Here is an 11,692-nt window from a genome sequence, read left to right as displayed (position 1 = left end):
GAAGCAATGCCCATCACACGCAATCGACTCGGGGCAGCGGCGTTGACAGCCCTGCTGCTACAGGGCTGCAGCTCGGCCCCGCGCTTCGAGGACCACTTCGGGGGCTCGGTGCGCGCCAACCTGGCGGCCCAGGTCATCGACCCGGCCGCAGCGGCGAACGCCAATCCCGCTTCCGGCGTGGACGGCAAGACCGCACTCGCGGCTCGCGAGCACTATCAGCGGTCGTTCAAGGAACCCGACTCCAAGCCCCTGCAACTGCTGATCGGCGCGAGCGGCGCCAAATGATGCAGCGCTTGCCTGACTGGCTCCAGTGCGCGCCGCCCCCACCCGACATGGAACCGACCGATTGCCGTCCCGAGGAACCCAATGAAAGCCCTGCTGATCAGCCGCGACACCCAGCTTTACGCGGAGATCGCCTCCCAAGGCGCAGCGCGCGTGCCGCCGCTGAATGTCGCGGCCAGCCGCGCCAGCCTGCGCGACGCGCTCGACCGCCCGCTCGTTGATGCCCCCAGCCTCGTCATCGTCGACACCAGCGAAGCCGAGGCCGCCGATGGCGATCTGCTCGAGCGCCTGACCCGCCATTACGCGGCAGCGCATTTCATGCTGCTGACCGATAACCACCACCCCGAACTGCTGATTCGCGCCATGCGTGCGGGCGTGCGCGAGGTGCTGCAACTGCCGCTGGTGCACCGTGCGCTGCACGAAGCGATCGACCGCATCGCCGCCAGCGCAGGGGTGGCGTCGCTGCGTGACGGTAAAGTACTCGCCTTCATCGCCTGCAAGGGCGGCAGTGGCGCGACCTTCATCTCGACCAATTTCGGCTATGCGCTGGCCACGCTGGCCGACAAGAAAGTGCTGCTGATCGACCTGCATCGCCAGTTCGGCGACGCCACCCTGTACCTGTCCGACCAGAAGCCGGCCATGACGCTGTCGGACGTATGCCGGCAGATCGCCCGCATCGATGGTCCCTTCCTCGAATCCTGCCTGGTGCACGTGGCGCCCGGCTTCGGCGTGCTGGCCGCTGCCGACGACCCAGGGCAGACGACCGAGGCGAAGCCCGAGCACATCGACACCATCCTGCGCGTCGCGCGCCAGCATTACGACTACATCCTGCTCGACGTCGGCCGCCAGATCGACGCCGTGTCGCTGCGCGCGCTCGACAGCACCGATGCGATCTATCCTGTGCTGCAGCTGGCGCTGCCCGACATCCGCGACGCCCGGCGCCTGCTGGACATCTTCCGCTCGCTCGGCTACATCACCGACAACATCCGCCTGATCGTGAACCGTTACGAGAAGGGCGGGCGCCTGCGCCTGCAGGACCTGCATGCGGCGCTCGGCGCCGAAGTGCTGCATACCGTCCCCAACGATTACGTGGCGGTCACCGATTCGGTCAACCAGGGCATTCCCGTGCTGCAGCTGGCGCGCGGCAGCGCCGCCGCGCGCAGCCTGGCCGACCTGGTCGAAGTGGTGACCGCGCGCCGCGTGACCGAAACCAAGGGCCTGCTCGACCGTTTGTTCGGCCGCGGCGAAGGCGATGACTGAACTTTGAAGGAGCCGATCCCATGTCCCTGCGCGAGCGATTGTCCGGAGCCGACGAGGAACGCCAGCATCACAACCACCTGCCGGAAGTGGCGCAACAGGCGTATCAGGAGCTGAAGAAGACCATGCACCAGATGATCCTCGACCGGATCGATCTGGAGCGCCTGAAGCGCCTGACCAGCGAGCAGTTCAAGCACGAGCTGGCGCTGCTGGTCCAGCGCATCATCGAAGAAGAACGGATCGTGCTGAACCAGCAGGAGCGGCACCACCTGGTGCTCGACATCCAGCACGAAATGCTCGGCTTCGGCCCACTCGAGCCGCTCCTGAACGACCCGAGCATTTCCGATATCCTGGTTAACACCTGCAACAAGGTCTACGTCGAGCGGCGCGGTCGCCTGGAACTCACCGAGGTGACCTTCCACGACAATGCCCACCTGATGAAGATCATCGAGAAGATCGTCTCGCGCGTGGGCCGCCGCGTCGACGAATCGAGCCCGATGGTCGATGCGCGCCTGCCGGACGGTTCGCGCGTCAACGCCATCATCCCACCGCTCGCGGTCGACGGCCCGCTGGTCTCGATCCGGCGTTTCGGCGCGACCCCGCTGACGGTGCAGAACCTGCTCGACCTGAAAAGCGTGACGCCACCGATGATCAAGGTGCTCGAGAGCCTCGGCATTGCCAAGGTCAACATCCTGATCTCGGGCGGTACCGGCAGCGGCAAGACCACGCTGCTGAATCTGATCTCCGGCTTCATCCCCGGCAACGAGCGCATTGTCACCATCGAGGACGCCGCCGAGCTGCAGCTGCGCCAGCCGCACGTGGTGCGCCTCGAGACCCGGCCGCCCAACATCGAAGGCAAGGGTGAGGTCACGCAGCGCGCCCTGGTGCGCAACTCGCTGCGGATGCGGCCCGACCGCATCATCCTTGGCGAGGTGCGCGGCGCGGAAGCGATGGACATGCTGCAGGCGATGAACACCGGCCACGAAGGCTCGCTCGCGACGATCCACGCGAACACGCCGCGCGACGCCCTGGCGCGCCTGGAGAACATGGTCGGCATGGCGGGCGTGAGCCTGACCCCGCGCGCGATCCGCCAGCAGATCTGCTCGGCCATCACCGTGGTCCTGCAGGCTTCGCGCCTGACCGACGGCACCCGCAAGGTGGTGAGCATGCAGGAGATCACTGGCATGGAAGGCGACATCATCTCGATGCAAGAGATCTTCCGCTTCGAGCAGACCGGTGTCGACGCCGACGGCAAGGTGCTGGGCCACTTTTGCGCAACCGGCGTGCGCCCGCGCTTCGCAGAGCGTCTCAAGATGTTCGGCGCGCCGGTGCCCGAGGACACCTTCGACCCCGACCGGATCTTCACCTAGGCGCGAGGGGAATCTCGCATGGATATCCTTTTCTATGCTTTCGCGGTGTTCCTGTTCGCTGCCATCATCCTCGGCATCGAAGGCTTCTATCTGTGGTGGGTCGGCGCCCACGGCGCGGCGGCGCAGCGCGTGGCGCGCCGCCTGCAGCTCATGTCCGGCGGCGCCGGCCGCACGGGTGAACGCATCTCGATCCTGAAACAGCGCCGCTTCAGCCGCCACGATCTGGCCGACCAGCTGCTGCACCGCGCCGTGTTCGCGCACCGCATCGACCAGCTGCTGGTGCAGTCCGGACTGAAATGGTCGGTCGAGACCTTCCTGTTGTGGTCGGGCGCCGCGCTGCTGGCGGGTGCTTTCCTGGTCACGCAATGGCCCCTGCCGCTGGCGCTGCGCGCCGGCATCGCACTCCTGTTTTCGTTGATCCCGCTGGTGCTGGCGCGGCGCGCGCGCGCGCGGCGCCTTGCACGCATCGAAGAGCAGCTGCCGGAAGCGGCCGACTTCATCGCCCGCGCTCTGCGCGCCGGCCATTCGTTCACCAACGTGCTGCAAATCGTCGGCAACGAGCTGCCGGAACCGCTCAGCGGCGAATTCCGTATCGCGCGCGAGGAGATCAACTACGGCGTGCCGATGAGCGAAGCGCTGCACAACCTGGCGGCGCGGATTCCCCTGACCGACCTGCGCTACCTGGTCATCGCGATCCTGATCCAGCGCGAGACGGGCGGCAACCTGGCCGAAATCCTCGGCAACATCAGCCAGATCATCCGCGGCCGCCTGAAGCTGGCGGCCCAGGTGCGGGTGCTATCGGCCGAAGGCAGGATGTCGGCCTGGATCCTGGGACTGCTGCCGTTCGTGGTGACCGGTGTGCTGTTGCTGATCAATCCCGGTTACATCAAGCCGCTCTGGGCCGATCCGACCGGAAACCGGATGCTGTGGTACGCGCTGGTGATGATCGTCTTCGGCGTGATATGGCTGCGCAAGGTAATCCGTATCCGCATCTGAGGAGGCATCGATGACTAGCGCACAGTTGTTTTTTCTGCTGATCGTGTTCGCGATTGCCTGCGGCCTGGTATGGCTGGGCATGATGCTGTTCGCGCCCGGCACCCTGCGCGCGCGCCTGGCGGATTCCACGGCCCGCCCGGACACCGACGCTGCGGATCGCCGCCGCGGCTGGGTCGAACAGGTGGTGCGCGCCGTACGCCCGCTGACCAAGCTGTCGGTGCCGGACGAAGGGTGGGAGAAGTCGGCCCTGCGCGCCCGCTTCATGAATGCCGGATGGCGCAACCCGTCCACGCCGGCGCTCTACTTCGCCTCGAAAACCGTGCTGGCGCTGGTTCTGCCTGCGCTGGCCGGCATCGGCATCGCCTTCCTTCCCGCCGTCCCGGACGGCACCTCGATAATGTTCCTGCTGCTGCTGGCGGCGTCCTGCGGCTACTACCTGCCGAATGCGGTCCTGGCCCGCATCATCAAGCGCCGCAAACGCGAGATCTTCGAGACCATCCCCGATGCGCTCGACCTGCTGACCGTCTGCGTGGAAGCGGGCCTGAGCCTGGAGCGCGCGCTGGTGAAGGTGGCGGCCGAAATCCACATCAAGAGCGTGACCCTGGCGCAGGAACTGCAGCTGGTGCTGATGGAAATGCGCGCCGGCTTCAGCAAGGAGAAAGCCTTGCGCAACTTCGCCTTGCGGATCGGCCTGGACGACGTTGACTCGCTCGTCGCGATGCTGATCCAGTCCGAGCGTTTCGGCACCAGCATCGGCGACGCCCTGCGCGTGTACTCGGAAAATCTGCGCAACAAGCGCCGCGTGATCGCCGAGGAAGCGGCCGCCAAGATCGGCCTGAAACTGCTGTTCCCGCTCATCTTCTGCATCTTCCCGACCTTGCTGATGGTCCTGCTCGGCCCCGCCGTGATTCAGCTATCGAGCATCTTCGGCAGTATCGGCAGTAATCAATGATCTTTCGCGGAGAGTGTCATGCGTACCCGAATCCTGACCCGTACCTTGCCCCTGCTGTGCAGCGGCGTCCTGCTGGTGGCCTGCGGCAGTCCTTACCTGCGGCATGAAGCGCCGCAGGCCGCCGTCGCAGCCGCCGACGAGCACTACCTGCGCGGCCGCAACCTGCACCTGGGGCGCCGCTACGACGATGCGATCGCGGCCTACCAGCAGGCGCTGCAGGCGGATGCGACCCACGTGAACGCACGCAACGGCCTGGCGACCGCCTACGCCGAGCAGCGCGATTTCGCGAAAGCGATCCCGATCTGGCGCGAGCTCACGCGCGGCGCCACGATGGCCTCGGGCGCCGGCACCGCCTACCTGTTCGGGAACCTCGGCCATGCCTATTTCCTCAACGGCCAATACGATGAAGCCCTGGTCGCGCTGGAAAAAGCCTGCCTGCTCGACCCGCTCAACCACCGTACCTGGCAGCGCCTCGGCGAGACCCTGCAGCAGCTCGGCCAGGATGAGCGCGCCGGGCAGATGCTGCGCCAGGCCAGCGCCCTGCGCGAGCACGACTTCCGCGCCGATTACGCCGCCGCCGACGGTGGCACCAGGCTGCCCGCCATCGAACAGGCCGTGAAAACGCCGCAGCGGCCGGACCAGGACTGGGCCTTCGTCGAAGTCACCACCAGGCAGAACGGCATGCTCGAACTGCGCCGCGTGGTGCCTTCGCGCGGCACGCCGCCGGCGCCGGCGGCCAGGCTGCCCGCGCCGCAGCTGCCGAAAGAAAACCGGGATCCGGTCATCGTCGCCGCGCTCGAGATCAGCAACGGCAACGGGCGCCAGGGCCTTGCGCGGCTGATGTCGCGCCAGCTGCGCGATGCCGACCTGAAGGTGGTACGGCTGACCAACGAGAAGGGTTTCGCTGTGCGCCAGACCCGCGTCGAGTACCAGCCGGCCTTCCGCGGCGTGGCCGAGCGGTTGGCCGAGCGTTTCGGCGCCGGCAAGCCGGTCGAGGTCAGCAAGGCCGGCCGCGCCAACCTGCGCTTGGTGATCGGGCGCGACCTGTCGGCCGGATTGATTGCCAGCCGCGCGAGCGCCGTCCCGGCAGGGCAGGCAAGCGCAACGGGAGCTCCCTGAACGGGAACGGTATCGTTTTCACAACAGTATCGAGCGCCGGTCTACACCGAAATTGGGAATAATAAAAATCTCAACCAATTCGGGAGAACTGCCATGGCTTTTACTCGTCGTTTCCAGATCGCTATTGCCCAATCTGTCATCGCTGGCGCCATGCTGGTATCGGTGGTTGCCTGCGCCCCGACTGCCACCCGCGAAGGCACCGGCGAATACATCGATGACTCGATGATTACCGGCAAGGTGAAGGCAGCCTTCGCCGCCGATCCGACCGTCAAGGCAACCCAGGTTCAGGTGGAAACGTTCAAGGGTACGGTCCAGCTGAGCGGTTTCGTCGACTCGCGCGAAAGCGCCCAGAAGGCTGTCGAACTCGCGCGCGGCGTGAAGGGCGTGAAATCCGTGAAGAACGACACGGTGATCCGCTAAGCGCTGCCTCTGCAATACCGGCCGGTTCCACCGGCCGGTGTTCCTGGCGACTCAGTACCAGCCGAATTTACTGCCAGCTCACCTTACCGAATCCATTCGTGGTCGCATTGCGCGTCGACGGCTTGCCGTAGACAGTGGCCGAGCCCATGCCGTTCAGGCTGACGTTGGCCGCGGTCTTCGCGAACACGCTGGCGCCGCCCAGGCCGGACATGTCGAGGTCCACCGAGTCGGCGCGCAGCTGCTGCGCATCGAGGCTGCCGACGCCGCCCAGGTGGGCGCGCAGCACCTTGGTCTGGCCGCTCACGCTGATCTGGCCGGCGCCGCCCAGCTCCACCTCGATGCGGTCGGCCTGACCGGTCGTGTTCAGGGTCAGGCCGCCGACGCCGCCCAGATGCGCATTGATGTCGCGGTACTGGCCGCTGACTTTGACGGCGCCCGCGCCATCCAGCGAGACGGTCAGCCTGTCGCCGCTGAAGCCCGATACCTCGCTCGAGCCCACGCCTTCGGACACGAATTCCTGCAGGTTCGGCACCACCAGGTCGGCGCGCAGCTCGCCCGGATTATTGCGCCCGAAGTGCAGGTTGTTATTGTTTTCGGTGTCGATCGACAGCGTGTCGCCGCGCTGGGTCGTGGTGATCTTCGCCACGTAGCGGCGGTCGCCCGACACCACCAGCGACGGGGTCGCGCCCTGGCGCACGTTCAGGCGGATCACGCCGCCCAGGTGGATCTTCGAGACCCTGGCATCGACAGCGCGGTTTTCGCGCACGATGTCGTCCGCCCAGGCGGCATGGGTGCCCATGGCGAAGGTGGTGGCCAGGAATGCGGTGCCGAGCAGTTTGTTCATGACTTGTCTCCAAAAGGTGTTCTGATGGATTCACTATATGCCTGCGCATCCGGCCGGCAGGCCGGATTGCGACAGACTGCAGCATCGTCGGTATGAAGCGCAAAAAGGCTCAAGTTTGCAAGGCATCCCAGGACAGGCCGAAGCGCGCCAGATACTTCTTCAGGCGGTCGGCGTCGTTCGGCTGGCGCTTGGCATTGCGCGAGACCGCGAACAGCCTGCGGCCCGCGTCCGACAAGGTCTTCGACTGCCGGCACACGCCTACCACCGCAGCCAGCTGCAGCGCGTCGAACTGGTCCAGCTCCGCCGCAGCGTCGGCGCCGAGCAGCTGGTCCAGATCCACGTCGGCGCTGCCGCCGGCCGGCTCGCGGAAGGGCTGCCAGAGCCGCTTTAAGCGTACGCATTCCGCTTCGACGATCTCGTTGGTGATGCGGCCCGCCTCCGCCAGCGTGGCCATGCGCATGACCGAGGCCGACAGGTCGCGGAAGTTGCCGGTCCAGCGCGCCGCGTCCGACATCGCAAAGCGCATGTAGCGGTCGCGCGCCTCCTTGTTGAAGCGGACCATCTGGCCGTGCTCGGCGCCGAACTCGCGCAGCAGGTAGTCGATATTCGGCTCGATGTCCTCGAGGCGCTCGGCCAGGCCGGGCAGCTCGTAGGTCCACAGGTTGATGCGGGCGAACAGGTCATCGCGGAAGCGCCCGCGCGCCACTTCGCGCGCGAGGTCGCGGTTGGTGCCGGCGATCAGCTGGAAGTCGCTGTGCACTTCATGGTCGCCGCCGACCGGCAGGAAGCGCTTCTCCTCGATCGCTTTCAATAGCATCGCCTGCTCGTCCAGGCCCAGTTCACCGATCTCGTCGAGGAACAGCAGGCCCTTGTTCGCGGTGCGCAGCAAGCCGGCGCGATCGGAGGCGGCGCCCGTGAAAGCGCCCTTGATGTGGCCGAACAGGGTGGAGCCGGCGCCGTCGCCATGCAGGGTCGCGCAGTTGATCTCGACGAAGCCGCCCTCGACCTGGCGCCGCGCCTTTTTCAGCTCGTAGAGGCGGCGCGCCAGGAAGGATTTACCGGCGCCGGTGGGGCCCATCAGCAGCATCGGTGCCTTCGACTTGATGGCAACGCGCTCGATTTCCTCGATCATCCCGTTGAAGCGGCCATTGCGCGTGGCGATGCCGGACTTCAGGAAAGCCACGCCTTCCTGCTGCTCGCGCGAGAAGCGCTGGGCGATCTGGTCGTATTTCGACAGGTCGAGGTCGATCAGCGCATAACTGCCCGGCACACCCGGCTCGTGGCGCCGCGGCGGCGAGGTCTGGAGCAGGCGACCGGGGAAGTAATTCGCCTCCGTCATCAGGAACAGGCAGATCTGCACGACGTGGGTGCCGGTCGTGATGTGGACCCAGTACTCCTCCCTGTCCGGATCGAAGGGATAGGTCTTCGCAAAATCGAACAGGGCACCATACACCTGCTCGAAGTCCCACGGGTCGTCGATCTCGACATGGCGCGGCACGACCGCGGTCTCGGGCGACACCGCGCCGATATCCTGGCTGACCTGTTCGACCAGCGCATGCATATTCCCGTTGAACAGCAGCTCGATGCGGTCGACGACCACGTCTTCATGCTGGGTGAGCGCCACCGTCGACCGCCATTTTTCCCAGCGAACGCTGCCCCTGCCGCTGTCGAGCTGGGCGCCGACGAAGCCGATCACCACGATTTTCTTGTTTTTCATTGTATAAAACCTTATCCGTAAATATAAATTTACCATATTCCAGGATAGGCTCTTCGTTAAAAGAAAATCTTTTTCTTCTTATGAATCAATGGCTTGATGAAATTCCACAGTCCTCGAAAGCCGCTGGCACGCCAATTGCAATAGTAGAAGAACAAAGCGAAGACAAAAGGAGATGGAAAATGGGCTGGATCATCAGCGTCGGCAGGGCTGGCGTAAAAAGAACATCAGGGCTGCAAGCGGTTTCGCTGCGCGTGGACGTGCAGGGGATGCCGCCCCAAGTCAAGGTATTCGCGGATGCGGGCCGCCTGGCCGCCAACAGCGCCGATGCGCTTCCCGCCCTGCAGGCGCAGCGCGTCTGGCAAAACGTCCTCGCGACCCTTGTCGGGCACTGAGAACACGCTATATCGTTATACGGAAGAGAGAGAACAAATGAAAAACGAACACTACGATGTCCTGAACGTGGAAGGCGGCCGTCCGGTCAAGATGTGGACCCGCGGCGTGCCGGTCGAAGAGGAAGCCAAGCGCCAGCTGGCCAACACGGCGCGCATGCCCTTCATCTACAAGCACATGGCAGCGATGCCCGACGTCCACCTCGGTAAAGGCTCGACCATCGGCAGCGTGATCCCGACGCTGGGCGCGATCATCCCGGCCGGGGTCGGCGTCGACATCGGCTGCGGGATGATGGCGGCCAAGACCACCCTGAGTGCAAACGACCTGCCGGACAATCTCGGGCCGCTGCGCAGCGCGATCGAGCGCTCGGTGCCGCACGGGATGTCGCCCAAGACGCGCGGCTTCAAGGGACGCGACAAGGGGTCGTGGGATTCGCCGCCGCAAGCCGTGGACACCGCCTGGATGGCGCTGAAGGACGAATTCGACCTCATCTGCCAGAAGACGCCGCGGCTGCGCAACACGAACAACTACAAGCACCTGGGAACGCTGGGAACGGGTAACCACTTCATCGAGATCTGCCTCGACGAGGAGGGCTTCGTCTGGTTCATGCTGCACTCGGGCTCGCGCGGCGTCGGCAATGCGATCGGCACCCACTTCATCGAGCAGGCCAAGCAGGACATGCGGACCCACTTCATCAACCTGCCGGACCAGGACCTGGCCTATCTGCCGGAGGGCACGCAGCACTACGACGACTATATCGAAGCGGTCGGCTGGGCCCAGAAGTTCGCCCGCATGAACCGCGAGGTGATGATGCGGAACCTGATCGCGGCGGTGCGCACGGTAATAACGAAACCGTTCGAGACCCACGTGGAAGCGGTGAACTGCCACCACAACTACGTGCAGAAGGAGCAGCACTTCGGCAAGGAAGTGCTGGTAACGCGCAAGGGCGCGGTGTCGGCGCGCGAGGGAGAACTGGGCATCATTCCGGGTTCGATGGGCGCGAAGAGCTATATCGTGCGCGGCAAGGGCAATCCGGAGAGCTTCAACAGCTGCAGCCACGGCGCGGGCCGCACCATGAGCCGCACCGAAGCCAAGCGCCGCTATTCGATCGACGACCAGGTCAGGGCGACCGAAGGCGTCGAGTGCCGCAAGGACGAAGGCGTGATCGACGAGATCCCGATGGCATATAAAGACATCGACGCAGTGATGCAGGCGCAGAGCGACCTGGTCGAAGTGGTGCATACGCTCAAGCAGGTCGTGTGCGTGAAAGGATAGGAGAAGATGATAGAACTGGATGGATCGGCTGGCGAAGGCGGCGGCCAGATCCTGCGCACGGCGCTGACGCTGGCGATGATCACCGGGCGGCCATTCCGGATCCGGCAGATCCGCGCCCGCCGCGCCAAGCCCGGCCTGATGCGCCAGCACCTGGTGGCGGTGCAGGCCGCCGCGCGCATCTGCGGCGCCGAGGTCGCGGGCGCATCGCTCGGCAGCCAGGAGCTGGAATTCAATCCCGGCAAGGTGCAGGGCGGCGACTACCACTTCGCGATCGGCACCGCCGGCAGCTGCACGCTGGTGCTGCAGACCGTGCTGCCGGCGCTGCTGACAGCCGAGCGCCCGTCGACCCTGCGGCTGTCCGGCGGTACCCACAATCCGATGGCACCGCCGGTCCAGTTCCTGCAACGCGCCTTCCTGCCGCGCCTGGCCGAGATGGGCGCGCGCATCGAGCTGCACCTGGAACGCTTCGGCTTCTATCCGGCCGGCGGCGGCGAAGTGCTGGCCAAGGTCAGCCCGTGCGCAGAGCTGCGTCCGCGCAGCTGGATGGCGCGCGGCGAGCGCAAGGCGGCGTATGCCGAATGCTTCATCGCCGGCATCCCGGGACGGGTCGCGCAGCGCGAGCTGGAGTGCGTCGGCAAGTCCATGAACTGGGGAGAAGAACAGCTGCTGAACCGCAGCCTGCCGGCCGACCAGGGACCCGGCAATGCGCTGATGCTGACCCTGGAATACGCGCATGCAACCGAGGTGTTCACGGCTTTCGGCGAGAAATCGGTGTCGGCGGAGACGGTGGCGCGCCATGTCGTCCAGCGCGCCCGCCAGTACCTGTGCACGCAGGCGGCGGTGGCCGAATACCTGGGCGACCAGCTGATGCTGCCGCTGGCCCTGGCGGGCGGCGGCGGTTTTACGGTCGACGAAGTGTCGATGCATGCGCGCACCAATGCCGGAGTCATCGAACGCTTCCTGCCGGTGCGCTTCGCGTTCGGCAAAAACGAGGGCACCGACGCCATCACCGTGCATCCACGCTGATCTTGCCAAGCCCTCCCTCATCGCCTACGGTGGTGAGAGGAGGG

General features: G+C 65.6%; 12 protein-coding genes. 10 read left to right on the top strand and 2 right to left on the bottom strand.

Annotated features, from left to right (window positions below; all coding sequences use genetic code 11):
• Window positions 1–6: 6 nt before the first annotated feature.
• The 7 genes from LQV39_RS10625 to LQV39_RS10595 all read left to right on the top strand — a co-directional run bounded on the left by LQV39_RS10625 (window position 7) and on the right by LQV39_RS10595 (window position 6,396).
• Window positions 7–285, top strand: coding sequence for a hypothetical protein (locus tag LQV39_RS10625; RefSeq protein ID WP_230025150.1), 279 nt, complete (start codon window positions 7–9; stop codon window positions 283–285).
• Window positions 286–366: 81 nt separating this feature from the next.
• Window positions 367–1,542, top strand: a complete 1,176-nt coding sequence (locus LQV39_RS10620) for an AAA family ATPase (protein ID WP_230025148.1) — start codon at window positions 367–369, stop codon at window positions 1,540–1,542.
• 20 nt (window positions 1,543–1,562) lie between these two features.
• Window positions 1,563–2,909, top strand: coding sequence for a CpaF family protein (locus tag LQV39_RS10615; RefSeq protein ID WP_230025146.1), 1,347 nt, complete (start codon window positions 1,563–1,565; stop codon window positions 2,907–2,909).
• Between the two features lie 18 nt (window positions 2,910–2,927).
• Entirely contained in the window at window positions 2,928–3,905 is a 978-nt protein-coding gene (locus LQV39_RS10610) for a type II secretion system F family protein (RefSeq protein ID WP_230025144.1), read from the top strand.
• A 10-nt stretch (window positions 3,906–3,915) separates the two neighbouring features.
• Window positions 3,916–4,857, top strand: coding sequence for a type II secretion system F family protein (locus LQV39_RS10605; protein WP_230025142.1), 942 nt, complete (start codon window positions 3,916–3,918; stop codon window positions 4,855–4,857).
• Window positions 4,858–4,875: 18 nt separating this feature from the next.
• Window positions 4,876–5,976 (top strand): LytR C-terminal domain-containing protein, encoded by a 1,101-nt coding sequence (locus tag LQV39_RS10600; protein WP_230025140.1) that lies wholly within the window; start codon window positions 4,876–4,878, stop codon window positions 5,974–5,976.
• Window positions 5,977–6,069: 93 nt separating this feature from the next.
• Window positions 6,070–6,396 carry a BON domain-containing protein gene (locus LQV39_RS10595; protein ID WP_230025138.1) on the top strand — a complete coding sequence of 109 codons (327 nt, stop codon included), beginning with the start codon at window positions 6,070–6,072 and terminating at the stop codon, window positions 6,394–6,396.
• Between the two features lie 67 nt (window positions 6,397–6,463).
• Here the strand turns inward: LQV39_RS10595 and LQV39_RS10590 are convergent, their stop codons facing one another.
• Together LQV39_RS10590 and rtcR are read right to left on the bottom strand one after the other, a co-directional pair.
• Window positions 6,464–7,240, bottom strand: a complete 777-nt coding sequence (locus LQV39_RS10590) for a GIN domain-containing protein (protein ID WP_230025136.1) — start codon at window positions 7,238–7,240, stop codon at window positions 6,464–6,466.
• Between the two features lie 109 nt (window positions 7,241–7,349).
• Window positions 7,350–8,957 (bottom strand): RNA repair transcriptional activator RtcR, encoded by a 1,608-nt coding sequence (rtcR, locus tag LQV39_RS10585; RefSeq protein ID WP_230025134.1) that lies wholly within the window; start codon window positions 8,955–8,957, stop codon window positions 7,350–7,352.
• Between the two features lie 80 nt (window positions 8,958–9,037).
• Between rtcR and LQV39_RS10580 the strand changes: the two genes are divergently transcribed.
• Genes LQV39_RS10580 through rtcA form a run of 3 tightly spaced genes read left to right on the top strand, consistent with a single transcriptional unit; the run spans window position 9,038 to window position 11,648 of the window.
• Window positions 9,038–9,349, top strand: coding sequence for a hypothetical protein (locus tag LQV39_RS10580; protein ID WP_230025132.1), 312 nt, complete (start codon window positions 9,038–9,040; stop codon window positions 9,347–9,349).
• Window positions 9,350–9,386: 37 nt separating this feature from the next.
• On the top strand, window positions 9,387–10,622 hold the full coding sequence (locus LQV39_RS10575; RefSeq protein ID WP_230025130.1) for an RtcB family protein: 1,236 nt from the start codon (window positions 9,387–9,389) through the stop codon (window positions 10,620–10,622).
• A 6-nt stretch (window positions 10,623–10,628) separates the two neighbouring features.
• Window positions 10,629–11,648 carry an RNA 3'-terminal phosphate cyclase gene (gene rtcA, locus LQV39_RS10570; RefSeq protein WP_230025128.1) on the top strand — a complete coding sequence of 340 codons (1,020 nt, stop codon included), beginning with the start codon at window positions 10,629–10,631 and terminating at the stop codon, window positions 11,646–11,648.
• The last annotated feature ends 44 nt before the right edge of the window (window positions 11,649–11,692 follow it).

This window comes from Massilia sp. Bi118, assembly GCF_918697865.1.
In the GTDB taxonomy this organism is placed as follows: Bacteria; Pseudomonadota; Gammaproteobacteria; order Burkholderiales; family Burkholderiaceae_D; genus Telluria.
This window is presented reverse-complemented; position numbering and strand designations above follow the sequence as displayed.

Coding starts and splice junctions, on each gene's coding strand:
- rtcR (WP_230025134.1), bottom strand. CDS start 8,957: ATGAAAAACAAGAAAATCGTGGTGATCGGCTTCGTCGGCGCCCAGCTC.
- LQV39_RS10595 (WP_230025138.1), top strand. CDS start 6,070: ATGGCTTTTACTCGTCGTTTCCAGATCGCTATTGCCCAATCTGTCATC.
- LQV39_RS10610 (WP_230025144.1), top strand. CDS start 2,928: ATGGATATCCTTTTCTATGCTTTCGCGGTGTTCCTGTTCGCTGCCATC.
- LQV39_RS10625 (WP_230025150.1), top strand. CDS start 7: ATGCCCATCACACGCAATCGACTCGGGGCAGCGGCGTTGACAGCCCTG.
- LQV39_RS10575 (WP_230025130.1), top strand. CDS start 9,387: ATGAAAAACGAACACTACGATGTCCTGAACGTGGAAGGCGGCCGTCCG.
- LQV39_RS10605 (WP_230025142.1), top strand. CDS start 3,916: ATGACTAGCGCACAGTTGTTTTTTCTGCTGATCGTGTTCGCGATTGCC.
- LQV39_RS10600 (WP_230025140.1), top strand. CDS start 4,876: ATGCGTACCCGAATCCTGACCCGTACCTTGCCCCTGCTGTGCAGCGGC.
- LQV39_RS10580 (WP_230025132.1), top strand. CDS start 9,038: ATGAATCAATGGCTTGATGAAATTCCACAGTCCTCGAAAGCCGCTGGC.
- LQV39_RS10590 (WP_230025136.1), bottom strand. CDS start 7,240: ATGAACAAACTGCTCGGCACCGCATTCCTGGCCACCACCTTCGCCATG.
- rtcA (WP_230025128.1), top strand. CDS start 10,629: ATGATAGAACTGGATGGATCGGCTGGCGAAGGCGGCGGCCAGATCCTG.
- LQV39_RS10620 (WP_230025148.1), top strand. CDS start 367: ATGAAAGCCCTGCTGATCAGCCGCGACACCCAGCTTTACGCGGAGATC.
- LQV39_RS10615 (WP_230025146.1), top strand. CDS start 1,563: ATGTCCCTGCGCGAGCGATTGTCCGGAGCCGACGAGGAACGCCAGCAT.